This window comes from Staphylococcus taiwanensis, from assembly GCA_020544305.1.
In the GTDB taxonomy this organism is placed as follows: Bacteria; Bacillota; Bacilli; order Staphylococcales; family Staphylococcaceae; genus Staphylococcus; species Staphylococcus taiwanensis.
The window spans coordinates 1563185-1588513 of the sequence record CP058667.1; the positions used below are offsets into that span (position 1 = coordinate 1563185).

A 25329-nucleotide genomic window follows, 5' to 3' on the forward strand; every position below is an offset into this window, starting at 1 on the left:
ATTTTTTTGTTGTCGACCAAATGTCGACCAACTCTCCTATTTATTATTAAGTGGTCGACAAAAATAGCTTTTCAAACACAAAAAAGAAGCTAAGGCACAATGCCTTAACTCCTTATACCACTAAGTCTTTCCCCGATTTGCTTAGCGAATTAATATTGTTTCATGTATTGATCGCGTTCCCATTCAGAAACTTGAGTTCTATAATAATCCCATTCAATTGATTTAGAGTTAATAAATTGATTGTAAATGTGATTACCTAATGCTTTTTTAACTGTTTCGTTTTCACGCATAGCTTTTAAAGCAGTGTAAAGTGTTGAAGGTAGGTCTTGGATGCCTACAGCTTCACGTTCTTCACGGTTCATTTCATAAATATTTTGGTTGACTGGTTCTGGGACTTTAGTTTTGTTCTTAATTCCATCTAAACCAGCTTGTAGGATTGTTGCTAATGCCATGTAAGGGTTAGCAGCTGGGTCAACCGAACGTACTTCGATACGAGTTGATAATCCTCTTGAAGATGGCACACGTACTAATGGTGAACGGTTTTTACCACTCCAAGCGATATAACAAGGTGCTTCGTAACCAGGAACTAAACGTTTATAAGAGTTTACTAATGGGTTACACACAGCTGTGAATCCACGTGCATTATTTAAGATACCTGCAGTAAAGTGATAAGCATCTTCAGTTAATTGCATATCGCCTTTAGGATCGAAGAATGCATTTTCTTTACCTTTGAATAATGATACGTTGAAGTGCATACCGCTTCCGTTAACACCAAATAATGGTTTAGGCATGAATGTCGCGTGTAAGTTATGTTTACGTGCAATTGTTTTTACAACTAATTTAAATGTTTGGATGTTGTCACAAGCTGTAATAGCATCTGCATATTTAAAGTCAATTTCGTGTTGACCAGGCGCTACTTCGTGGTGACTTGCTTCGATATCGAATCCCATATCTTCAAGTTCTAATACGATATCACGACGGCAATTTTCACCTAAGTCAGTTGGTGCTAAGTCGAAGTATCCACCATCATCATTTAATTCTAATGTTGGTTCGCCTTTTTCATCTAATTTGAATAAGAAGAATTCTGGTTCAGGCCCTAGGTTGAAGTCTGTGTATCCCATATCTTCCATTTCTTTTAAGACACGTTTTAAGTTGTTACGTGGGTCACCAGCAAATGGTTCACCTTCTGTAGTGTAAACATCACAGATTAAACGAGCCACTTTACCTTGTCCAGCTGTCCATGGGAAGATAACCCATGTGTCTAAATCTGGGCATAAGTACATATCAGATTCTTCGATACGTACGAAACCTTCGATTGATGATCCATCAAACATCATTTCATTATCTAATACTTTTTCTAATTGGCTTACTGGTACTTCAACGTTTTTGATTGTACCTAAGATATCTGTAAATTGTAATCTTAAATATCTAACGTTTTCTTCTTTTGCAAACTTACGAATGTCATCTTTACTAAATGTACGTTTAGGCATGGTAGAAATCCTCCAAATATTTATTTAATAAACCGTGATAAGTCGCCACGATTTATTGGCAAAGCTTCACCGTGTGGTTTCTGCGTTGCGTCTACAATCATTCTTTTTCTAGTTTGTTGTTCATCTTCAGTTAAATGTCCTTGGTCGTCTGTAATAATTTGTTTGATTCCTTTAAGATTAAATCCTTTTTCAATTAAAGACTTAATTTCAAGTAATCTCTCCAAATCATTCATCGAGAACAATCTCTTGTTTCCCTCAGTACGCTCAGGCATTACAAGTTCATGTGTTTCATAGTAGCGGATTTGTCTTGCAGTGAGTTCTGTTAATTTACAAACAACACTCATAGAGAACACGGCCATATTACGTCTCAATTTATCGTTAGACATTTATAACCTCACCTCTACTTTTGAACTTGTATATAATTTAGCATAGTTTATGCACTATTACAAAAATATGTTAGGTTTTCTAACATATAATTTACTTCACACTATTACCAATTGGTTATAAGCTACTTTTCAAATTAAAAAACTTCCACTGCCATTTTTTCAAAGTATCTAAATCAAATCTTGTTCATTTAAATATTGTACAGCACGCGTAACTGCTAATTTGACATGTTCATAAGTTAATCCACCTTGAACATATGCTTCATACGGTGGACGAATCGGACCGTCTGCAGATAATTCGATTGAAGAACCTTGCACAAAAGTACCTGCTGCCATAATAACGTCATCTTCATATCCAGGCATATAGCTTGGTTCCGGACTGAAATGTGCATTAATTGGTGACGCATGTTGAATACTTTGACAAAAAGCAATCATTTGTTCTTTTGTATCAAATTGGACAGTTTGAATTAAATCCGTTCGTTTCGCATTGAATTTAGGCACTGTTCTCATGTTCATCTTTTCAAGTAGTAAACTTGTAAACAAAGCACCTTTCAAACTTTGACTTACCACATGTGGTGCCAGGAAGAAACCTTGATACATCTCTTGTAATGAATTCAGTGACGCACCCGCTTCTTTCCCAATACCGGGTGCTGTTAAACGATAACCACATCGTTCAATTAAATCTTGTCTTCCAGCAATGTATCCACCAATTTTAGCTAATCCACCACCAGGATTTTTGATTAATGAGCCAGCGATTAAGTCCGCACCTACTTCAATCGGTTCACGTTGTTCCACAAACTCTCCATAACAATTATCGACAAAGATAATCACATGTGGATTTTGTTGTTTAATTACTGAAATCGCTTGCTCAATTTCGTCAATAGTAATCGAAGGACGTTGGTCATATCCTTTGGAACGTTGAATTGCTACCACTTTAGTTTTATCATTAATTGCATTTAAAACTGCTGACGTATCAATTTGTCCTTCTTTCAACGCTACTTCGTTATAGGTCACGCCGTGTTCTTTTAAACTTTCAATACCGTTACCATTTACCCCGATAACTTCGAGTAAAGTATCATAAGGACTTCCCGTGATATAAAGTAACTCATCGCCGTATTTGAGCGTACTTTGAAGCGCTAATGTAATGGCATGTGTACCTGAAATAATTTGTGGACGCACAATCGCATCTTCAGCTTTAAATGTATGAGCATAAATTTCCTCTAAATGATCTCGTCCATAATCATCATAGCCATATCCTGTTGTTCCAGTTAAATCGCTTTCTGTTGCTTTCACATGGTGAAATGCATCCAGAACTTTTTCTTGATTAATATAAGCAGTTTTTTCAATTTCTTTAAAATATGGCACTAAGGTTGCTTCAACCTCATCTATAATTTTATTAATATCTGACATGCTTTCTGACTTCCTTTTACTCTTTTTTATAACCTTTGATAATGTAGTCTTCATTTTCAGGATTAAAATCCATCGTCTCAATTAACGTATGCTGCTTTAAGAAATATAATCTGTCCGCTTCTGTACTTGGCACTGTCTCTTCGTAATATGTTAATGCAGACTTAATTTGATTAATCATTAAATCTTTAACTTTCGATTTATCTTCATTATCACGACTAGATACAAATACGGATGGTGACTGTGAAACAGGCTCATCTGCAGTATCGTCGCATTGATCTTTCTTATTGAAAATGACTGCCTCCGGAATTTGATCCATATCTAAATCTTTAACAATGCGATTTACCGTATCATATTGAGAACGATACTCTGGATGACTCGCATCTACCACATGTAATAATAAATCCGCGCCTTTTGCTTCTTCTAATGTTGATTTAAAAGCTGCAATTAAAGTCGTAGGTAACTTTTGTATAAAACCAACCGTATCAGAAATAATTAGATTAAAACCATTGTTAATTTGAATTTGGCGTGTTTTAGGATCTAAGGTAGCAAAGAGTAAATCTTTCTCGAATGTTTCATCTCCAGACAAAACATTGAACCATGAAGATTTGCCAGCATTTGTATAACCTATTAATGCTATTTGGAATACTTGATTTTGTTCACGTTTGCTACGATAACGTTCACGATGTTCAACCACTGTTTGTAATTGATGTTTAATTTCGTTCATTCGAGTACGAATGTGTCGGCGATCCATTTCTAATTTCGTTTCACCAGGACCACGTGTACCTATACCGCCACCTAATCGAGATAAGCTTTTACCGTGTCCTTGAAGTCTAGGAAGTAAATAATCTAGTTGTGCTAGTTCGACTTGTAATTTACCTTCTCTACTTTTTGCTCTTAACGCGAAAATTTCTAATATCAATTGGGTTCTATCAATAATTTTTATGCCCAAATTATCATTTAATGTTTTTGATTGTGCGGTAGTTAACTCATCATTGGTAACTACAACATCTATGTCATGAAATTCTATAAAAGCTTTTAATTCATCAATTTTACCTTTACCTACATAATACTTATGATCAACTTGTTCTCTGTTTTGCGTAACTTGACCTTTGACCTCAAGCTGACAAGTCAGAGAAAGTGCTTTTAATTCTTCCATAGTAGAATCAAAATTAAATTCATTATCTTTTTGAGCATGTACACCGACTAATACAGCAGTTTCTAAACTTTTCTTTGTATCGTGTGTGATTTGCTGAGTCATGTTATACATCTCCTTCTTAAACGTTTCTCAAATATTCTATCACAGTGTTTATTCAAAGACTATATAGGCAAATTATGTTAAATTATAAATAACTTGAAAGGGTGATATTATGGAAAATATTTATGATTTTGTAGTTCAAAAATCTAATGGTGAAGATTATAAATTAGAAGATTACAAAGGCAAAGTAATGCTAATTGTTAACACTGCTAGTGAATGTGGCTTCACGCCACAATTTGAAGGTTTACAAGCATTATACGATAAATATAAAGAGCAAGGATTTATTGTTTTAGGATTTCCATGCAACCAATTTGGAGGTCAAGAACCTGGTTCAGGTGCTGAAGCAAATCAAAATTGCAAAATTAACTATGGTGTTACATTCCCTATCCATGAAAAAGTGGATGTTAAAGGAGAAAATCAACATCCTTTATTCCGTTATTTAACAGACGCAGCTAAAGGTATGTTAAATGAAAAAATCAAATGGAATTTCACTAAATTCTTAGTTGATCGTGACGGAAACGTTGTAGGACGATTCTCACCTCAGAAAAAACCAGCGCAATTAGAAAAAGACATCGAAAAACTACTATAATTATCTTTAATATCATAAAAAAAGACCTCATTACAGAGTACATTTTAATTCTTGTAACTCTATAATGAGGCTTTTTATTACAAACATTCCTCTATTTGTTCAAAAGTGCTTGGAATTTGATGAGTTATTGCAAGTTACATCGTCTTTAAGACCGCTGTCTACGCTCTTAAGAACTTACAACATTGCACTTTAATTACAACTTATTCTTCACTACTTGCTGTTTCTTCTGAGTTTGTTGTTTCAGGTTCAACAGTAAATGTGCTGATCGCATGTTTGTAAATCAAATGTTGTTTACCTTGAGAAACTAAGCTAATCATGTATTTGTCAAAGTCTTCAATAATACCTTTCATTTGAAAGCCATTTAAAAAGAACACAGTGACTTCAGTTTGTTGTGCTTTAAAGTTCTCTAGTGCTTGATCTTGGATGTTGTGGTTTGCAATCATGTTTAGAACTCCTTTTATTTATTTGGGTTGTAATCTCATCTAACATCATTTGAAGTGTCATTTTCTCTCTATCAAACCATTGAACATTTAACTTGTTCTTGAACCATGTCAATTGTCGCTTAGCATATTGTCTTGAATGTTGTTTTAAAGTTTCAACTGCGTCATCTAAAGCTAAATTCCCTTTAACAACAGGTACAAGCTCCTTATAGCCGATAGCTTGCATACTTTGAGATGATTCATAGCCTTGCTCAATAAGCATCTTCACTTCACTAAATAATCCGTGGCTCAACATAATATCCACACGTTTATTTATTCTTGCATATAATGTTTTGCGCGACATTTCAATCCCTATTAATAATGTATCATAATTTTCTGTAAATTGTTGCACTTTCTTGCGAGAACTTATAAGTTTTTTTGTTTTTAAGTAATATTCAATCGCTCTAAGGACTCTTTTTCGATTATTTGGATGAATATCATGAGCAGACGGTTTATCAAAACTTGCTAAATACTGATGCAATTCTTGATTCGTCATCTTTGATAACTCAGCTAATTTAATTCGCGTTTCTTCTTCAGTCTTTTTAGACACCGCTTCATCATCGAAAGGATAATCATATATAAGCGATTGGATATAGAGACCTGTTCCTCCAGCTATAATTGGAACTTTTCCTCTAGACGTTATATCTTCAATTAACACTTCAGCTCTTTTTTTAAAATCATAAGCCGAAAAGCTTTCATCAGGGTTTAATATATCTATCATATAATGCGGAACGCCATCCATTTCATCGTCTGTTACTTTAGCAGTGCCTATGTCCATTTGTTTATATACCTGCATAGAATCTCCACTAATAATTTCACCATTTATACGTTTAGCGAGTTCAATACTTAATTCTGTTTTTCCTGAAGCAGTTGGTCCTACTATAACCACTAGAAATGGTTTATTACTGTCTTTCAAAATTTATACCTCGCTTTGGTTGTTTTTTATAACTTGTTTTTGAATCCAATCAAACATATGATTCCAAATCATCTGTTGATCATCTTCAAATAATATTTCGTGTCTTCTATGAGCATATAATTGAACTGTTATATGTTTTATACCTGCACCTTTTAATTTACGTCCTAATTTTCTAATTCCACTTCCATAATCGCCGAAAGGATCTTCTTTACCTGAGATGAATAAGACTGGTAATAATGGGTTCATTTTTTTCAATTGGTTATAATTAGCTGTCTTAATCATATATTTCACTGTTTGATAGATAAGTTGATTTGAAACTAAAAAACCAGTATATTCATCTTTAACGAATTTATCTACTTCATCACGCTTCGATGACAACCAATCGCTATTTGTCTCTGGCTTATCTATTTTTTTGTTAAATGATTTATAAACTAAATTGTTCACCCAATTTAATCTTTTTTGCTTTCCTGTAAAAAGCGTAATAAGTTTTAATCCTAAAACTGCAGGTATGCCTTTCCATTTTGGATATTGTCCTGTTCCAGTTAAGATAAGTCCTTGTGCCATGTCGGGATACTTTTCAACAAAAAGACGTGCAATAATTGAACCCATAGAATGTCCTAATACAATATATGGTACGTTTTTATCATTGTCATAAAGTGTTTGTGCTATTTCATATGCATCTTGTGCAATCGTCTTCATATCATCATAATGACCACGTTCATCTTCATTGATATCTTTCCCATGGCCTCTATGATTATGTCTAATTACATCATATCCTTGTTGTGTCAAAGATTGTACGAGTGCTTCATATCGATCCATATGCTCAGCCATTCCGTGAAAAATATGAATGACACCAAATGTAGCGATTTTAGCTTTATCTACTTTAACTTCTAGCATCGTGCCATCTTCAACGGTAATTTTATAAGAATTTTGACCCACGCATATGCCTCCCAACGAAAAATTATTACACAAACAATTTTTCAAAGTGTATTATTCTTTTTAATATACCTGTACTTACTTATGTTATCAAATTGAAAGCCTCTTTTTAATAGTGCTGAATCATTTTCATATGAAAAACTACTAGCCAGTTACTTATATATAATACCTTAAAAGATTACCAAAATAACTTTTTATAGTATTTACATATAAATATAACTAGCTAGTAGTGTTTACAAATTTATAAGAAGTTTAATTAGTTATTATTTTAAAACTGCTAATTGTTCATTACCATTAGTAGCTTCTTCAATTGCTAAATTAACTTCTTTCGTATATTCATTTTTTTGACTTTGAGTATAGTTTAGTAATTTTGATAATTCTTCAATGACTGCATCTTTATATTGTTTTACTTCATTAATATTGAAATAAAGTTTACCTGTTCGACGTACTAAGAAATCAGTAGGTTTATATACCATTTCATTTTGAACGCTATATACTAATTGTACATATAATTCTAAAGGTAAGTTTAAGTCTTTATCTTGAGCAATTTGAGCAATATTAAATAATTTATCAACGTTAGAACCATATTTAGTGGCTAAACGACGTGCAACGCCTTCTTTAAGGCCAATTGCTTTGCCTTCTTCAACTTTACGTTCTACAAAGTTTTCGAAATTACTACTACCGCCTACATCTCCACCAGAGATAGGTGTGTTTTTCGTAGCACATTCTGCAAAAGTTAATTTATATTCTTGTTTTAAACGTTTTGCTAATAAATCAACGATTTCTAAAGCCATGTGACGGTAACCAGTTAATTTACCTCCAGCAATCGTTAATAGACCTGATTTACCTTCCCAAATTTCGTCTTTACGTGAAATTTCTGATGGGTCTTTTCCATCTTCTAAAATTAATGGTCTAACGCCAGCCCATGTAGATTCAATATCTTCGTCTTTAACATTTACATCAGGGAACATGTAGTTAATTGCGTCAATTAAATAATCTCTATCTTCTTGAGTTGTTAAAGGTTTCGCTTTGTCGTTATCATAGAATGTATCTGTTGTACCCACATATGCTTTACCTTCACGTGGAATAGCAAAAATCATACGACCATCTTTTTCAGTATCGAAATAAACTGCTTGGCCTAAAGGGAATTTAGATTGATCAATTACAACGTGTACACCTTTAGTTAAACGTAACTGTTTATTGTTACGTGTATAATCTTTTTTACGTACTTCATCAACCCATGGTCCTGCCGCATTAATTACTTTTTTCGCTTTAATTTGGTATAATTCGCCAGTTAATAAATCTTGAACTTCAATACCTCTGACTTTAGATTTAGAATCATAGATAAAATCAGTTGATTTAGTGTGATTAAGAATTTCTGCACCATTCTCTTCAGCACGTTTCATTACCTCAATCGTTAAACGTGCATCGTCAGTACGGTATTCAACATAATAACCGCCACCTTTAAGACCAGCTTTTTTAACTAAAGGTTCTTTTTCTAATGTTTGTTTTTTAGTTAACATTTTTTTACGTTCATATCTTTTAACACCAGCTAAGCGGTCATATGCTGTTAAACCTAAATTAGTTGTGAATTTACCAAATGTACCACCTTTGTGCATAGGTAATAACATCCATTCAGGTGTTGTAACATGTGGTCCATTTTCATAAACTATTGCACGTTCTTTACCAGTTTCAGCGACGACTTTAATTTGTGCTTGTTTTAAGTAACGTAAGCCACCGTGTACAAGTTTTGTTGAGCGTGAACTTGTACCTTGCGCGAAGTCTTGCATTTCAACTAAAGCTACTTTCATACCACGTTGTGACGCATCTAATGCAATACCTGCACCTGTAATACCGCCACCAATAATAACTACGTCGTATTCATCATTTTGCAAGTTTTTTTTAATTACTTCTCTATTTAAAGTAGATAAAGCCATAAATATACCCCTCCAACATTTTATTTTGAAAAATAAAGAGACCTATCCACACAGAATGCTACTGTATGAAGACAGGTCTCTCAAATCTCGATTAATTTATTAACTTAATTATATGGTAACACACTTCTATAAACTAAGCCATTAATAGTAATTAATCTTCTAATTTAAAGACCTGAGTTGCTTCTACTGCTTTCTTCCAACCTTTATATAACTTAGTTCTGTCTTCTTCAGACATTTGTGGTTTAAATTCTGTTTCTAATTTCCATCTATTAGCGATTTCGTCTTTACTATCCCAGAAACCAACTGCTAGTCCTGCTAAATATGCAGCACCTAAAGCTGTCGTTTCTTGAATTTCTGGTCGTTCTACAGGTGTATTAACAATATCAGCTTGGAATTGCATGATAAAGTTATTTTTTACTGCGCCACCATCTACACGTAATGTTTTAACATCAATATCAGAGTCTTTTGACATTGCTTCCATTACGTCGCGCGTTTGGTAACATAATGATTCTAGTGTTGCACGAATGAAGTGTTCTTTTTCAGTACCACGAGTTAAACCAAAAATTGCACCTCTCGCTTCTGAATCCCAATATGGTGTACCTAAACCTACGAATGCTGGAACGAAATACACATTTTCAGTTGATTCAACACGTGTTGCATAATTTTCAGTTTGTGGTGCAGAATTGATGATTCTTAAACCATCACGTAACCATTGAATAGCGGATCCTGATACAAAGATAGAACCTTCAAGTGCATAATTGACTTTTCCGTCTAATCCATAAGCAATTGTTGTTAACAAACCACTTTCAGATTTAACTGGTTTCTCACCAGTATTCATTAACATGAATCCACCAGTTCCATACGTATTTTTAACATCTCCACTTTCAAAACAAGCTTGACCAAATAATGCTGCTTGTTGGTCACCAGCGATACCAGCAATTGGTACTTCTTGTCCGAAGAAATGATAATCTTTAGTATGTGCATATACTTCACTTGATTCTTTAACTTCTGGTAATAATTGTTTTGGAACTTCTAATAATTCTAAAAGCTCTTCTTCCCATTTTAAATCGTAAATATTGTACATTAATGTACGGCTAGCATTTGTATAATCAGTGATATGAGCTTCACCACCAGATAATTTCCAAACTAACCATGTGTCGATAGTTCCAAATAATAAGTCGCCGTTTTCAGCTTTTTCTCTAGCACCATCTACATTATCTAAAATCCATTTCACTTTCGTACCTGCAAAGTATGGGTCTAATAATAACCCCGTTTTATTGCGGAATGTTTCTTCATGACCTTTATCTTTTAATTCTTGACAGATTGATTGCGTTTGACGTGATTGCCAAACAATTGCGTGATAAATAGGTCGTCCAGTATTTTTGTCCCAAATAACTGTTGTTTCACGTTGGTTCGTAATACCTATACTTTCAATTTGATCCGCATTAATTTCATATTCATTAAGTACTTCTGCCATAACGGCTAATACTGAAGTCCAAATTTCATTGGCATCGTGTTCAACCCAGCCTGATTTTGGGAAATATTGCTTAAATTCTCTTTGTGCAACACCTTTGATGTTACCTTCTTTATCGAATAAAATTGCTCTTGAACTTGTTGTTCCTTGGTCAATAGACATGATGTATTTTTCCATAAATGTTCTCCCTCTCTAATGTGTATAAAATGCGATATCAATATAAAAAATGATTAGGAAGTGTACTATATAAATAGCACTTTTCCAAAAAAATAATCATAAAATTAGATAATTATTTAAAATATTAATAGATAGACTCAATGTCTTTTGATTTGTTTGCTTTATTTAAAGCTAAACCTAGTAATAACGTAGCAATAACTAAGATGATTCCTATTGCACAAACGAAATCAAATTGTCCTTTATAAAACACTTTGTAAATAACTGCACCAAGCATTCCGCCAGAGATAGGTCCTAATACCGGTACGATAGCATAACCCCAGTTTGAACTACCTTTGCCAGCAATTGGTAAAATGGCATGAGCGATTCTAGGTCCTAAGTCACGGGCTGGATTAATCGCATATCCTGTTGGACCACCTAAACTTAAACCAATCGCAACGATTAATGCACCAACGATTAAAGGATTCATTCCATCAGCAATTTTATTAACGCCGATATACAAAATACCCAAACATAAAATAGCTGTACCAATAATCTCACTTAAAAAGTTTGCAAAATAGTTTTTAATAGCAGGTGCTGTAGAGAATACACCTAATTTTGCACCTTGATCCTCAGTTGCTTTCCAATGTGGTAAGTACATTAACCAAACGAGTACACCGCCAAAAATACCACCAAGCATTTGACAAATGATGTATCCAGGTACTTGTGCCCAACTAAAACCGCCATCCATTGCTAAAGCAATAGTTACTGCTGGATTTAAATGTGCTCCTGAAAATTTACCAACAGCGTATGCACCCATCGATACCGCTAAACCCCAACCTGCAGCAATTACTATCCAATCTGAATCTTGACCTGCACTACGTTTTAAATTAACGTTAGCACAGACCCCACCACCGAATAATATTAAGATAGCAGTACCTAAAAATTCTGCTAAATATACGTTCATGAATAAACCTCCTATTAAGACAAAGAGATTCCTACAAAAGCACTGATAAGGCATTGCAGAAATCTCTTAGTCTCTTCATCTAATATTAACTTGTTTAAATCATACATAAACGGTGTAAGCGTTGTCAATACTTTTGTTAAAATATTGTCACAGTTTGAATTTAAAAAAGTATAAATGTTTTCATTTTTTTATTAATAAATGGAACGGTATATATTGTATTTTTTTACATATTTTTAAGCTTTAAAATTACATGCACTATTATTATGCAAAATACGCACATTAAAATTTTTTATTTTAAATTTACCATAAAGATCGATTGCTAGTGGTTACATAACTTGCACCACTAGTAATTGCTTCTTGAATCTCACTTTCTTCATTGATTAATCCACCTGCAATGACTTTAGAAGGTGTTTCTTCATCAACGATTTTCACAATTTTATGTGCAATTCCAGGTAAAACTTCAACATAATCAGGTTCTACCTTTTTAATTAGATGAATACTACGTTTTAAAGCTTGACTATCGATGATAAACACTCTAAATATCGTAAGTTTATTTAGTGCTTTGGCTCTTTGAATCACTTTAGACTTTGTTGAAACGATACCCTTAGGTTGGTATGTTTGTATAATGTACTCACATGCGTATTCATCATGTGACATTCCCTTAATTAAATCAATATGAATATATGCCTCAATATCATTTTTTTGAAGTAACGCCATTACACTCTTTAAATGTCCTATATGCATATCTAATAACACGCATATTTTATAATCCGTTTGCGTCAATTTTTCTAAATCTTTCATGTTGCGGATAGCTGGTAATACGTATTCTTTCATCAATCGCATTCCTCTCTAAATTACTCGTTTAAATAATTTTTCAAGTTCATAATTTGAGAAATTGATAATTATCGGTCTACCGTGAGGACATGTAAATGGGTCTTCCGCTTCACGTAATTGATCTATTAAATCCGCCATCTCATTTATTTTTAAATAATGGTTCGCTTTAATAGATTTTTTACAGCTCATCATAATTGCTGCATCCTCACGCATCTTTTTCACATCAATTTTTTTATGATTTAATACTAATTCAACCATATCTTGAATAATTTCTTCTGCTTCGGCTTTTGGGAACCACACTGGATAACTATTCACAATATAATCATGGCCACCGAAATGTTCTAAATGTACACCTACTTTATCTAATTCCTCTTGATATTGGTCAATAATGATTTGTTCGTCTTTTGAAAAGTGGAATGTCAATGGTATGAGTAAGTCTTGAACTTCATTTGTAACTTCGCCAATCTTCTCTCTAAAGTATTCATATTTAATACGTTCTTGTGCCGCATGTTGGTCTATCATAAACATGCCATTTTCGTTTTGGGCAATAATATAAGTGCCATGTACTTGACCAACAACCTCCATATAAGGCACACGACGAGAAGGTGTTTTACTTACTTTTCCTTTAATATCGTTATTCTCTTGTTCGTAATAAGTCGCTTGAGCATCCGACTCTGATATTTCAGATATAAACGTGTCTGATTCTGAATCAGATGTTGATGAAACAGTTCTATCTTGATTATCTTGAGTTGACGACGCTTCTCTATACAAATTATTTAAAATTTCTTTCTGAATTTGAAAGTAATCTTCTTCTTCCGTACGTTTATTATTATGAAGGGATGATGAATCAGAAACATCGTTAGGTATTGATTCTTGTGATGTACTATTGTATTCAAAGTTACTGTTAGTATTTTGGTTTGAGTTACCGTTTATATTTTGATGACTAGTAGTTGCTTCATTTGAATTATTATGTTCAGTTTGAGTAGAATTTTGTCGTTTTTCAAAGTCTAATTTTTGTTGTTCAAAAGTATGTAATACTTTATTTTTCTTCGGTGTATGATCTAAATCATTTTGTGGAATTAAAATTCTATCTTTAAATACGTCACGAATCTTTTCAACGATTAGATTATATAATTGTTCTTCTTTAGACAATCTAACTTCAAGTTTTGTTGGGTGAACATTAACATCTACTAATATTGGATCCATTTGAATATTGATATAGCAAATTGGATAACGACCGATCATAAGTAAAGTATGATAACCTTCAACAATCGCTTTATTTAACACAAAGTTTTTGATATATCTACCATTTATAAAAATTGAAATATAATGCTTATTGCTACGAGAATGTTCTGGTTTGGCAACATATCCCTCTAAATGGTAATCACTCGTATCGCCTTCAATATGAACTAAATCTTTTGCAACTTTAATACCATAAATCTCTGCCATCACTTCATTTGTTTTACCAGAGCCATTTGTTTTTAATAATACTTTACCATCTGAAATCAAAGATATTCGAATATCCGGGTGACTCATTGCCATTCGGTTTACAATATCAGTAATCTTACCTAATTCTGTATAAAGGCTTTTAATATACTTTAATCGTGCTGGTGTGTTATAAAATAGTGATTCTACCTTGATATCAGTACCTTTTTTAGCCTTAGCTGGCTTTTGGGATAATATTTCACCATTTTCAGCATAAATTTCATGGCCGTTTTCACTGTCAGTACAAGTCTTAAGTGTAACTTTAGCGACAGAGGAAATGCTGGCTAACGCTTCACCACGAAAGCCTAATGTTCTTATGTGAAATAAATCATCATCTGCATCTAATTTACTTGTAGCATGTCTATGGAATACAAGTTTTAAATCATCTTGCTCTATACCTGTTCCATTATCTACTACTCGAATAGAAGATATTCCAGATTGTTCGACTTCAATATTGATTTCAGTTGATTGTGCATCTATAGCGTTTTCAAGTAATTCTTTAACTACTGAACTTGGTCTTTCAACTACTTCACCAGCAGCTATCTTATTTGCAAGTGAGGTTTGTAGCTCTTTTATTTTACCCACTTCTAGACCACCTCTATTTTATTTGATTTTGTAATTCACTTAATTTTAATAGTGCTTCAATAGGAGTCATATTAGAGATATTCAGATTTTTAATTATTTCTTCAATTTCACTAACTGTTGAATCTGATTCAAATAAGTTAAAACTTGCCTGTTCAAATTCATTAGAATTCGTTTTTTCTTTATTGTTTTGCATATTACTTAATTCATTTGAATTATCAATGGCATTAGCAACCGCTTCATTATTGATTTCTTGAGTTGGTACAGACTCAGTAACAGTAGATTTTTTAATATTTAATGAATTACTATTAGTATCTTCAAAAGCATTTAGAATCACTTGCGCTCTTGAAATAACTTTTTCAGGTAAATCAGCTAGTTTAGCTACTTGAATACCATAGCTATCATCTACTGCCCCATCCTTAACCTTGTGTAAGAAGATTAATTCCCCTTTAAATTCATCTGCAGCTACGTGCACATTCTTCAAGCAATCCAATTCTTGATCTAAAGATGTTAGTTCATGATAGTGTGTGGAGAATAACGTCTTGGCATGAGACGTTTGCGCTACATATTCAATCATTGCTTGAGCCAATGCCAAGCCATCATACGTAGAGGTACCTCTACCAATTTCATCGAATATAATCAAGCTATCTTCAGTTGCATAAGTCAATGCTTTTTGAGCTTCTAACATTTCTACCATAAATGTACTTTTACCTGATACTAAGTCATCAGCAGCACCTATTCTTGTAAAGATTTGATCAAATATTGGTAATGTTGCTGCATCACAAGGAACATAAGCACCCATTTGTGCCATAATACTAATGATTGCAACTTGTCTCATATATGTTGATTTACCTGACATGTTTGGTCCAGTTATTAGGTAAATAAAATTATTTTGATTAAGTGTACAATCGTTTGGTACATAATCATTATAATCCATTACTCTCTCTACAACCGGATGACGAGAATTTTTCAATTCTAATGTTTTATCATCACTAAATTCAGGTCTAACATAATTGTATTTTTGAGCGATTTCTGCAAAACTTTGCAAACAATCTAATTCTGAAATAATCTTAGCCTGCTTCTGTAATCTTTCAGTATAAGATTTTATATGTTCTCTAAGACGCACAAATAATTGATATTCTAATTCGACTGCTTTATCTTCTGCACCAAGAATAATATCTTCTTTTTCTTTAAGTTCGTCTGTAATAAAACGTTCTGCATTAGATAATGTTTGTTTACGGTGATAACCGAATTCATTAGGTTCAAAGCCCTGAAGATTTGCTCGAGTAATTTCGATAAAGTAACCAAATACTTTATTAAAACTTATCTTAAGTGATTTAATACCAGTACGTTCTCTTTCTTTCGCCTGTAATTGAGCTAACCAGTCTTTCCCATTTTTAGATGCTTCGGTATATTCATCTAATTGCTTACTAAAACCCGATTTAAATAACCCACCATCTTTAACAGATATAGGAGGTTCTTCTACTAAACTATCCTCTAATACTTTCAGTAAATCTTCTAATGGTTCTAATTCATTAAATTGATTCGTTGCTACATCATCCATATTATTAAGCAAAGCTTTAATATTAGGAATTTCTGAAATTGAATGTTTAAGTTGTATCAAATCACGTGCATTTACATTTCCATAACTAACTCGTCCAACTAATCTTTCAATATCATATACTTGGTTTAAATAACCTCTTAATGTATCTCTTTCTATGAAATTATTGATGAATAACTCTACAATTTCTAATCTTTCATCAATTTTTTCTTTATGAATCAATGGTCTATCAATCCATTGTTTTAAACGACGTGCACCCATTGGCGTTTTAGTCTCATCCATCAACCATAATAGCGTGCCTTTTTTCGATTTAAGCCTAATGCTTTCCGTCAATTCTAGATTTCTTTTAGCGTAGTAATCCATTTTCATAAAATCTATTGCCGCATAAGTAATTACATCTTCAATATGAGATAAGTCACGCTTTTGAGTGTGATAAATGTAATCTAATAACAATTGAGTAGCTTGAAAAGTATCATTATTATTTAGATGATTTACATCATATGTTGCATCAGATATTTCTTCTCTAACTGTAATTGTCTCAGTTGTTAGAGAGATTTGTTTTTTTATATCTTCATCAATTTCTTGATTTACTACGATTTCATTAGGATTTATCGTTATTATTTCGTTGATTAAAGTACTTTCTTCTTCGAAATGAGTTGTTTTAAGCTCACCAGTTGAAATGTCACAATAACTTAACGCATAGGTTTTATCATTACGAATAAAACTAAGAATATAGTTATTCTGATTTTCATCCATGCCTCCCTGTTCCATTACTGTTCCAGGTGTAACAACTCTCACTACTTCTCTTTTCACCATGCCTTTTGTTTGTTTTGGATCTTCCATTTGTTCACAAATGGCTACTTTATAACCATTATTTATAAGAGTTTCAATATAGCTATTTGCTGAATGATATGGCACGCCGCACATAGGTATTGGATTTTCTTTTTTAGCATCTCTCTTAGTTAAAGTTATTTCTAAAATTCTTGAAGCTACTTTTGCATCTTCATTGAACATTTCATAGAAATCACCCAATCTAAAAAACAATAGACAATCTTGATATTGCGATTTTATTTTTAAATATTGTTGCATCATCGGTGTCGTATTCGACATATTTTCACAACCTTACTAAATTTTTCCAATTTTTACGTACTTTTTAACTAATACATTTTAACATAACTCGTTCATCGACGCTCGTCACTCAACATGTAATCATTCTTCTGCTATTAATTGACGATTGCTATAAAAACAAAAAGATTATTATTTCAAACAATAATGTAAAACATGAAATGTTTTAAACACATACTGAGAAATAATAATCCTTATGATTTTTAAATAACGCTTTATGCTATATTTTAAATTTATCTAGTAAACCTCGTCTTTTTAAGATAATTAATAAAAAGTAACTAATGCCAGCACCTATGAAACTTGAAACGATAAATGCAAGCATTAATGGTTTTACAAAGAAATTTTGCATTCCTATTATCCATGCTACTGGAATACATAATAAACTACCTATAATACCAGTACCTATAACCTCACCAATAGCAGCCATAAAAATATGTTTTCTATAAATGTAAAAAGCACTTGCTAACAGTACACCTATCATACTTCCTGGGAAAGCAAAAAAGCTTCCAGTTCCAAATGCATTTCTTATAATAGAAGATATGAATGCCTGAGCCAATCCATACCAAGGACCGACAAACACTGCACATAATACATTAACAAAATGTTGAATTGGTGCAGCTTTAACGGGTCCTAAAGGAATTACGATTAAGCTACTAAATACAACATTAAAAGCTATTAATAAAGCTGTAAGGGTAAGTTTTTTAGTATTCATGGTCTTAATCCTTTCTATCAATCCTCGTGTTCATTTTCATTATGTTCATTTAATCTGTTTTCCATTGTACTTACCATCATTTGTAAGAAGTCATTAGCCTCATATTGAGCTGATCGAAATTCTTCAACTATAGGAAGTTCGTTAATTTCATTTTCTAATGATTGGATTTCGCTTTCTGATTGTTGATAAGCTTGTTGTTTACCGTAGTTTTGAAAATTCACAGATTGCTTTTGTTGTTTTTTTAATTTTTTCATCTTCATTTCAATCGTTTGATTTTCATGAATTTGTTTCTCAACACTTTGATATGATTTAATAATTTCTAGATTTTTTATATTATGCGAAAGTTTTTCAGTTTGATTTAGTATTTCCTCTTTACTATACATTTTAATTAGTCACCATTATGTTATGGAATTCTTTAAAAGTTCCATTAAGAGAATATTGTTTTGCCTCATCAATTTTAACATTAACTAATTGACCAATTGCTTCTTTTGGTCCTTTAAAGTTTACTAATTTATTTTTTTCAGTATATCCAGCAAGTACAGTGTCATCTTTTTTACTTACACCTTCACATAATACAGTAACAGTTTCCCCTGCATACTGTTTCATTGCGACTTCAGAATATTGTCCAACTTTTTTATTTAATCTTTGTAAACGTTCCTTTTTAACATTTTCAGGTACATTGTCTTTCATCTTAGCGGCTGGTGTACCATCTCTTTGTGAATATAAATAAGTATAGGCATGTTCAAATTGAACTTCATCGTAAAGAGATAGTGTTTCTTCAAACTGTTCTTCAGTTTCATTTGGGTATCCGACAATAATATCCGTTGTTAATGCTACATTAGGTATTGCATTTTTAATTCTACTTACAAGATCTAAATAGCTCTCTCTCGTATATTTACGTCCCATAATTTTTAATACAGCATTATTTCCTGATTGCACCGGCAGATGAATGTGAGGAACAATATTGCCACCTTTAGCAATTACTTCAATCATTCGATCAGTAAAGTCCCATGGATGACTCGTAGTAAAACGAACACGTGGAATATCTATTTTAGAAATATCTTCTAATAAATCGCCAAGTCCATATTCTAATCCTTTAATATCTTTACCATACGAGTTAACATTTTGGCCTAATAAAGTAATTTCTTTATAACCGTCCCGTGCTAGGCCTCTAACCTCTTCAATAATATCTTCGGGTCTACGGCTACGTTCCTTACCTCTAGTAAAAGGTACAATACAATAGGTGCAGAATTTATCGCAACCATACATGATGTTCACCCATGCTTTAGTGCTACCTTCACGAACTTTTGGTAAATTTTCAATCACATCGCCTTCTTTAGACCACACTTCAACTACCATTGCCTTAGAAAGGTAAGCTTCTTCCAAAATTTCTGGTAATTTGTGAATATTATGTGTTCCAAAAATCATATCAACATTTTGGTAAGATTTTAAAATTTTATTTACTACTGATTCTTCTTGAGACATACAGCCACAAACACCAATTAATGCTTCTGGTCTATTCTTTTTAAGATGCTTTAAATTACCTATTTCACTGAACACTTTATTTTCAGCATTTTCTCGGATAGCGCAAGTATTTATTAAAATTACATCCGCTTCGTTAATATCATCGGTTGCAGTATAATCTAACGCTTGTAAAATTCCAGCCATTACTTCTGTATCATGGGCATTCATTTGGCAACCATACGTTTTGATTAAAAATGTACGACCCTTTCCCATACCTTGATATTTATCTTCGATATGAAAATCATGCTTATAATTAATATCTTGTTTCCCACGTTTACGTGCTTCCTTTAAGCTTGGGGGTTGGTAAACTTTTTCAAAATATTTACTATAATCTTTTTCTACTTTTTTATCACGTTCATCTAAAATATTTATCGTACCAGCTTTTCTTTGCTCTTCATTCACTTTTAAAAATTCCTTTCTATATGCCCTTATATCATTAGTACATTATATTAAAGTTAGCCATAAAGTGCAAAAAGAGTTGAAATTTCGAACAAAATTTATATTCATATTACTATATTTATTAATAATAACAATATAAATGGCTACTCTATTTAATTAATTACGATTACATGTAAGAAAGTGACAACATTGAATTACATTTTTAGGTATTAAAAAAGGAGCACAATTTGATTTGCACTCCTCTAAATATTTATGCCTCGTCATATTTACCAGTTAAGGTTTCAATCGTAATGCCTTCGGGTACATGATAAAACTTAACTTGGCTAATAATGCTAGGACACTCTAATTCAACCATTCTCTCATTTAATTTTTGAATTAAAATCAAACACTCACTCATATCACCTTGAACTGTTGTTTCAAGTGGTCCTACTCTAAAGTGAAGTCCCGATTCATCAATTACTTTAATTGCCTCATCAACAAAAGGAATAACATCTTCATTATTTGGTGTTTTAGGAACAATTTGAATACTCATTAACGTATCTTGCATAAATAACCACCTCAATAATCTTTTACTAACACTATTTTAACATTATCATTTTAAAAATTCTGAGTTAATTAAATATTATTTATTGCATTATTTATAGCTTTTCCAAATTCATACATTGTTTCATCCCAGTTTGATGAATCTAATCTACTTTTCCGATTATATCTTTCGTTTTTAAACAATGATTGTCTTAACTTAGAAGTAAGTTCTAATTGAACGCCCGCACCATTTATTGTGCAATTTACTATATTATTATCTTGTGCCCCCGCCATATTGCTAGGAGCGTCTTGAACATTGATTTCAATTTTATTTAGTTGTTTAGAAATTTCACTCTTTAATTCATTATCTTTACCACCTACATATACAACTGCTTCATCGCCTTGACACCCATGCACGGTTATTGCTCTGTAACTCTCATTTACTAAATTCATAGCTATTTCATTATCATACTTTATAGATGTCACATGTAATTCGTTATTCCCTTTTTTTCGAATACCATTAAACGCAAAATAATTAAAATGTCCCTCATTGGCAATTACATTTGCAAGTTCAGTAGTGCCTGGCTCAATGCCTCCCCCATGAATAGCTAATACTGTCACTTCACTATTTCTATTCTCAGTAACTATTTCCCAATCTTCATTTTCAGCAGTTTCAGTTTCTAATTTTTGCATTGAATTATATTTATCCATTTTATGCCTCACTTTTTTATTTTTAAATTTTATTCCCTTATAGTTTAATTTAAAAAGTAATTAACGACCTTTTAACAAAAATTACTAAATTTTAAAACTCTAATTTTTTATATTAGTTACATAAACAAATCAGTAATACTCACTCTTTATTAGTCTTTAATATCAAAAAATCACTCTCAAATATTAAATATTTGAGAGTGACTAATGTTTATATTATACAAATTGTGCAGTTAGATTATTAAAGTCTTCTTCTGAAATATGAATATCACGCTTAGCTAACGCACTTTCATTTAATTCATCAATTTGTGATTCATATGATGGAGTTTCAGTATCTTGATAAACGATTCCCTTAACTAATGATTCATGATCTAATACCGTTCTCATAGCTAATTGTTTATCAGTAGGATCATAATCTTCAATTTCATCTATACTAGTGAGATGTTCTTTAAACCAATCATAAGTATTAATTTTATTATACGTTACACATGGTGAGAACACATTTACAAATGAAAATCCATCATGATTTATTGCATCTTCAATTAATTTAGTTAGAGCTTTAATATCACTTGAAAATCCTTGTGCTACAAAAGTAGCTCCTGATGATAATGCCAATTCTAATGGCGCTACATTTTTCTCAATATTTCCTTTAGGTGTTGACTTAGTGACAAAACCAACAGCTGACGACGGTGATGTTTGACCTTTAGTTAAACCATAAATTTGGTTATCCATAACAATATAAGTCATGTTCATGTTACGACGTAAAGCATGAATGGTATGTCCCATTCCAATAGCGTAACCATCACCATCTCCTCCTGAAGCAATGACAGTTAAATCTTTGTTTGCCATTTTAACACCTTGAGCTAATGGTAAGGCACGTCCATGAATGCCGTGTACGCCATAAGAATTAATATAGCCTGATAATCTGCCTGAACATCCAATACCAGTTATAATAGCAACTTCTTCTGGTTCAAGCCCTACATTAGCTGCTGCTTTTTGAATTGCAGCTTGGACAGAGAAATCTCCACATCCTGGACACCAGTTTGGCTTAACATTATTACGAAAGTCTTTAAATGTAGCCAATTATACCAACTCCTTAATTTCTTTTACTACTTCTTGGCCTTTTTCTTCTATTTCATATGGTAAAAATGGCGTACCATCATATTTAGTTTGATTAACTAACTTTTCTTGTATGTTAGTATTCATTTTTAGAATATTTGATAACTGACCTTGATAGTTATGTTCTACTACAACTACTTTTGATGATTTATTAATAGCATCTTGTATTAAATCTTTAGGTAATGGGTGCAATTGGCGAATTTGCATTGTATTTACTTTAATGCCTTGGTTATTAAGTCTATCTGCACCTTCTTGAATTGCACCTTTGCTTGAAATGAAGCCAATAAATAAGATATCTGCTTCTTCATGATTTTCTTTTAATTCAATTGGATTTTGAATAAGTAAATTTGCAGTTTTACTCATACGTTTCTCCATTTGTTGACGTCTATTTTCTGCAGCTTCACTTGGTTTACCTTCTTCATTATGTTCAACACCAGTTACGTGGTGAATGCCACCTTTAACACCTGGAATAGGTCTTGGTGAAACGCCATTACCTGTTAAAGCGTATCTTCTAAAGTATTGCTTATCGTCTTCTTCGCGTTCAATATCTGATTGTAATAACTTACCACGATTGATTTGAATTTTATTATAATCAAGATTTTTTACAGTTTGTTTACCTAATGATAATTGTAAATCACTTAATATTATCACTGGACATTGATATTCTTCTGCTAAATTAAATGCTTCCATAGTTAAATAGAACGCATCTTCAGCATCAGTAGGTGCAACTACAATTTTTGGAATATCACCATGCGTACCATATATCATCTGCATTAAATCAGATTGCTCTTGTTTAGTAGGTAAACCTGTAGATGGCCCCCCACGTTGCGTATTAATAATTACTAATGGTGTTTCAGTCATTCCTGAAAGTCCTATTGCTTCCATCATAAGTGATAAACCTGGGCCAGCACTAGCTGTAAATGCTCGAACACCAGCATAATTAGCTCCAATAGTCATATTAGCAGCAGCTATTTCATCTTCAGTCTGAACAACTGTACCACCTACTTTAGGCACATTAGCAATCATGTATTCCATAATTTCAGATGCAGGCGTAATAGGATAAGCAGCCATAAATCTAGACCCTGCAGAAATCGCACCTAATCCAATTGCATCATTACCAATCATATATAAATGTGGCGATTCATTATTCGCTTCTAATTTAAAATCACCTTCAACATCTGATAATTGTTCTTTCATTAAATTGTATCCTTCATTTAATGCTTGAATATTCATTTCAACAACTTTATCGCCTTTTTTAATGAACATATTAGTGATTAAATCTTCAAATGTAGTTGTATCTAAATCCATAATTGCACATGTTGCACCGACTGCAACCATATTCTTCATTAATGCTGTACCTAATTCTTTTGCAGTACTAGTAAACGGTAATTCTATTAGTTGTGCACGATAATCTTCTGGTTTGTTAGGCTTTGCTTTAGCATCAGCAATAATAATACTATCTTTTCTCATTTCATGATGGTTTAACTCAATCGTTTCTTGATCAAATGCGACTAAAATATCTAAATCATCACTAATCGCGTGTACCGGTGATGTAGATACTCTGATTTTATTATTAGTATGGCCACCTTTAATACGACTTGAAAAATGTCTATAGCCATATAGATAATAACCTTTACGATTCATTGCTGTGGCGAAGATTTCTCCTGTTGATTCAATACCTTCACCTTGTTGTCCGCCCACTTTCCATGATATCTGTGATTTCATATCATAAGCCTCCTGTGGAAATAATTCATATTAAATGATAACAAAAATAACCACCGTCTTACTATGTCAACAGTGGCATTTAATTAAATTCATACTAATGGACTATAAAAGTTCATTAAAAAAAGCTAATTTATAGAACAATAATTGTTTTTTATACTATTTATTAAATGGATGATCGTCATTAATTAAAATTCTTTCTATGTGTTTCGTTTTTCCTTCTTTATCTAAGTCAATGATAACACCAGAAAGTACACTTCTGCCATCATTTGGCACAACATGACGTTGTGGTAGACTAGTAATAAAACGTTCAATGACCTCGTCACGATTAATACCTAATATACCATCATAGTATCCTGTCATACCTACATCTGTTATGTAACCCGTACCGTTAGGTAAAATACGTTCATCAGAAGTTTGAATATGTGTATGTGTTCCTACCATCACACTTGCTCTTCCATCTAAGTACCAACCCATAGCATTTTTCTCAGATGTTGTTTCAGCGTGAAAGTCAACAAAGATATAGTCCGTTTCTTTTTTAGCTTCTTCAATTAGCTTATCAGCTTTTTTAAAAGGATCATCAATATCTTGCATGAAAGAACGTCCTTGTAAATTAATAATGGCAAGTTTAATTTCATTAATTTGAATAAAGCGCATACCTACGCCAGGTGCTTCACTAGGGAAATTGGCTGGTCGTACCATTCTTTTGGCATCATCTATAAAATCATAAATTTCTCGTTGACCGTATGTATGATTTCCCATAGTCATAAAATCTACGCCATCTCTTAATAATTCTTTATATAATTTTTCTGTTAAACCTTTGCCATGTGCTGCATTCTCAGCATTTACAATACTTACAGTTGGCTTATAAGTTTGTTTTATTTTAGGTAAATATTCAGCAATTGCATTTCTGCCTACTTTTCCAACAATATCCCCTATAAATAATATTCTCATTTAATGTTCATCCTCTCATAGAAATAGTTTAATTCATATAAGCTCAGAATAAAAGAGACGATTTAAACTCTTTTAAAAATTCTATTTCGCTTT

The 25329-nt window shown here is 32.5% G+C and carries 22 protein-coding genes; 1 reads left to right on the forward strand and 21 read right to left on the reverse strand.

Translation table 11 applies throughout. From position 1 onward, the window contains the following. Positions 1-149: 149 nt before the first annotated feature. From glnA to hflX, 4 genes are all read right to left on the reverse strand, one after another. On the reverse strand, positions 150-1490 hold the full coding sequence (glnA, locus tag HYI43_07425) for a type I glutamate--ammonia ligase (GenBank protein UDI78378.1): 1341 nt from the start codon (positions 1488-1490) through the stop codon (positions 150-152). 20 nt (positions 1491-1510) lie between these two features. Continuing rightward, positions 1511-1876, reverse strand: coding sequence for a MerR family transcriptional regulator (locus HYI43_07430; protein UDI78379.1), 366 nt, complete (start codon positions 1874-1876; stop codon positions 1511-1513). Between the two features lie 168 nt (positions 1877-2044). Beyond that, positions 2045-3283: a methionine gamma-lyase family protein gene (locus tag HYI43_07435; protein ID UDI78380.1), complete on the reverse strand. Its 1239-nt coding sequence runs from the start codon at positions 3281-3283 to the stop codon at positions 2045-2047. 16 nt (positions 3284-3299) lie between these two features. After that, positions 3300-4541: a GTPase HflX gene (gene hflX / locus HYI43_07440; protein ID UDI78381.1), complete on the reverse strand. Its 1242-nt coding sequence runs from the start codon at positions 4539-4541 to the stop codon at positions 3300-3302. A 109-nt stretch (positions 4542-4650) separates the two neighbouring features. Between hflX and HYI43_07445 the strand changes: the two genes are divergently transcribed. Continuing rightward, on the forward strand, positions 4651-5127 hold the full coding sequence (locus HYI43_07445; protein UDI78382.1) for a glutathione peroxidase: 477 nt from the start codon (positions 4651-4653) through the stop codon (positions 5125-5127). A gap of 200 nt (positions 5128-5327) precedes the next feature. Here the strand turns inward: HYI43_07445 and hfq are convergent, their stop codons facing one another. The 17 genes from hfq to HYI43_07530 all read right to left on the reverse strand — a co-directional run bounded on the left by hfq (position 5328) and on the right by HYI43_07530 (position 25236). Beyond that, positions 5328-5570: an RNA chaperone Hfq gene (gene hfq, locus HYI43_07450; GenBank protein ID UDI78383.1), complete on the reverse strand. Its 243-nt coding sequence runs from the start codon at positions 5568-5570 to the stop codon at positions 5328-5330. Beyond that, positions 5524-6522 carry a tRNA (adenosine(37)-N6)-dimethylallyltransferase MiaA gene (miaA, locus tag HYI43_07455; protein ID UDI78384.1) on the reverse strand — a complete coding sequence of 333 codons (999 nt, stop codon included), beginning with the start codon at positions 6520-6522 and terminating at the stop codon, positions 5524-5526. The genes hfq and miaA overlap by 47 nt, the downstream gene beginning before the upstream one ends. A gap of 3 nt (positions 6523-6525) precedes the next feature. Then, positions 6526-7461: a lysophospholipase gene (locus tag HYI43_07460; GenBank protein UDI78385.1), complete on the reverse strand. Its 936-nt coding sequence runs from the start codon at positions 7459-7461 to the stop codon at positions 6526-6528. A 260-nt stretch (positions 7462-7721) separates the two neighbouring features. Further along, the gene (locus HYI43_07465; protein UDI78386.1) at positions 7722-9395 is read right to left on the reverse strand and encodes a glycerol-3-phosphate dehydrogenase/oxidase; all 1674 of its coding nucleotides are present in this window, start codon (positions 9393-9395) and stop codon (positions 7722-7724) included. A 151-nt stretch (positions 9396-9546) separates the two neighbouring features. Continuing rightward, positions 9547-11046, reverse strand: coding sequence for a glycerol kinase GlpK (gene glpK, locus HYI43_07470; GenBank protein UDI78387.1), 1500 nt, complete (start codon positions 11044-11046; stop codon positions 9547-9549). Positions 11047-11170: 124 nt separating this feature from the next. Further along, on the reverse strand, positions 11171-11989 hold the full coding sequence (locus HYI43_07475; GenBank protein ID UDI78388.1) for an aquaporin family protein: 819 nt from the start codon (positions 11987-11989) through the stop codon (positions 11171-11173). Positions 11990-12289: 300 nt separating this feature from the next. Then, positions 12290-12823, reverse strand: a complete 534-nt coding sequence (locus HYI43_07480; protein ID UDI78389.1) for a glycerol-3-phosphate responsive antiterminator — start codon at positions 12821-12823, stop codon at positions 12290-12292. 15 nt (positions 12824-12838) lie between these two features. Beyond that, on the reverse strand, positions 12839-14893 hold the full coding sequence (gene mutL, locus HYI43_07485; GenBank protein UDI78390.1) for a DNA mismatch repair endonuclease MutL: 2055 nt from the start codon (positions 14891-14893) through the stop codon (positions 12839-12841). 13 nt (positions 14894-14906) lie between these two features. Further along, entirely contained in the window at positions 14907-17561 is a 2655-nt protein-coding gene (gene mutS / locus HYI43_07490) for a DNA mismatch repair protein MutS (GenBank protein UDI78391.1), read from the reverse strand. A gap of 235 nt (positions 17562-17796) precedes the next feature. After that, a complete protein-coding gene (gene thiW, locus HYI43_07495) occupies positions 17797-18288 on the reverse strand; it encodes an energy coupling factor transporter S component ThiW (GenBank protein UDI78392.1) in 492 nt (163 codons plus the stop codon). A 17-nt stretch (positions 18289-18305) separates the two neighbouring features. Continuing rightward, entirely contained in the window at positions 18306-18671 is a 366-nt protein-coding gene (locus HYI43_07500) for a YlbF family regulator (GenBank protein ID UDI78393.1), read from the reverse strand. Between the two features lies 1 nt (position 18672). Next, positions 18673-20214, reverse strand: a complete 1542-nt coding sequence (miaB, locus tag HYI43_07505) for a tRNA (N6-isopentenyl adenosine(37)-C2)-methylthiotransferase MiaB (protein UDI78394.1) — start codon at positions 20212-20214, stop codon at positions 18673-18675. Between the two features lie 247 nt (positions 20215-20461). Continuing rightward, the gene (locus HYI43_07510; protein ID UDI78395.1) at positions 20462-20758 is read right to left on the reverse strand and encodes a thiamine-binding protein; all 297 of its coding nucleotides are present in this window, start codon (positions 20756-20758) and stop codon (positions 20462-20464) included. A 68-nt stretch (positions 20759-20826) separates the two neighbouring features. Further along, the gene (locus tag HYI43_07515; GenBank protein ID UDI78396.1) at positions 20827-21444 is read right to left on the reverse strand and encodes a poly-gamma-glutamate hydrolase family protein; all 618 of its coding nucleotides are present in this window, start codon (positions 21442-21444) and stop codon (positions 20827-20829) included. 213 nt (positions 21445-21657) lie between these two features. Then, a complete protein-coding gene (locus HYI43_07520; protein UDI78397.1) occupies positions 21658-22524 on the reverse strand; it encodes a 2-oxoacid:ferredoxin oxidoreductase subunit beta in 867 nt (288 codons plus the stop codon). After that, the gene (locus tag HYI43_07525) at positions 22525-24285 is read right to left on the reverse strand and encodes a 2-oxoacid:acceptor oxidoreductase subunit alpha (GenBank protein UDI78398.1); all 1761 of its coding nucleotides are present in this window, start codon (positions 24283-24285) and stop codon (positions 22525-22527) included. 156 nt (positions 24286-24441) lie between these two features. After that, positions 24442-25236 carry a TIGR00282 family metallophosphoesterase gene (locus HYI43_07530; GenBank protein UDI78399.1) on the reverse strand — a complete coding sequence of 265 codons (795 nt, stop codon included), beginning with the start codon at positions 25234-25236 and terminating at the stop codon, positions 24442-24444. Positions 25237-25329 lie beyond the last annotated feature (93 nt).

What these genes read in the sequence shown, in the direction of transcription:
- glnA (UDI78378.1), bottom strand. Translation starts at nt 1,490, where the DNA reads ATGCCTAAACGTACATTTAGTAAAGATGACATTCGTAAGTTTGCAAAA.
- HYI43_07430 (UDI78379.1), bottom strand. Translation starts at nt 1,876, where the DNA reads ATGTCTAACGATAAATTGAGACGTAATATGGCCGTGTTCTCTATGAGT.
- HYI43_07435 (UDI78380.1), bottom strand. Translation starts at nt 3,283, where the DNA reads ATGTCAGATATTAATAAAATTATAGATGAGGTTGAAGCAACCTTAGTG.
- hflX (UDI78381.1), bottom strand. Translation starts at nt 4,541, where the DNA reads ATGACTCAGCAAATCACACACGATACAAAGAAAAGTTTAGAAACTGCT.
- HYI43_07445 (UDI78382.1), top strand. Translation starts at nt 4,651, where the DNA reads ATGGAAAATATTTATGATTTTGTAGTTCAAAAATCTAATGGTGAAGAT.
- hfq (UDI78383.1), bottom strand. Translation starts at nt 5,570, where the DNA reads ATGATTGCAAACCACAACATCCAAGATCAAGCACTAGAGAACTTTAAA.
- HYI43_07465 (UDI78386.1), bottom strand. Translation starts at nt 9,395, where the DNA reads ATGGCTTTATCTACTTTAAATAGAGAAGTAATTAAAAAAAACTTGCAA.
- glpK (UDI78387.1), bottom strand. Translation starts at nt 11,046, where the DNA reads ATGGAAAAATACATCATGTCTATTGACCAAGGAACAACAAGTTCAAGA.
- HYI43_07475 (UDI78388.1), bottom strand. Translation starts at nt 11,989, where the DNA reads ATGAACGTATATTTAGCAGAATTTTTAGGTACTGCTATCTTAATATTA.
- HYI43_07480 (UDI78389.1), bottom strand. Translation starts at nt 12,823, where the DNA reads ATGAAAGAATACGTATTACCAGCTATCCGCAACATGAAAGATTTAGAA.
- mutS (UDI78391.1), bottom strand. Translation starts at nt 17,561, where the DNA reads ATGTCGAATACGACACCGATGATGCAACAATATTTAAAAATAAAATCG.
- thiW (UDI78392.1), bottom strand. Translation starts at nt 18,288, where the DNA reads ATGAATACTAAAAAACTTACCCTTACAGCTTTATTAATAGCTTTTAAT.
- HYI43_07500 (UDI78393.1), bottom strand. Translation starts at nt 18,671, where the DNA reads ATGTATAGTAAAGAGGAAATACTAAATCAAACTGAAAAACTTTCGCAT.
- HYI43_07510 (UDI78395.1), bottom strand. Translation starts at nt 20,758, where the DNA reads ATGCAAGATACGTTAATGAGTATTCAAATTGTTCCTAAAACACCAAAT.
- HYI43_07515 (UDI78396.1), bottom strand. Translation starts at nt 21,444, where the DNA reads ATGGATAAATATAATTCAATGCAAAAATTAGAAACTGAAACTGCTGAA.
- HYI43_07525 (UDI78398.1), bottom strand. Translation starts at nt 24,285, where the DNA reads ATGAAATCACAGATATCATGGAAAGTGGGCGGACAACAAGGTGAAGGT.
- HYI43_07530 (UDI78399.1), bottom strand. Translation starts at nt 25,236, where the DNA reads ATGAGAATATTATTTATAGGGGATATTGTTGGAAAAGTAGGCAGAAAT.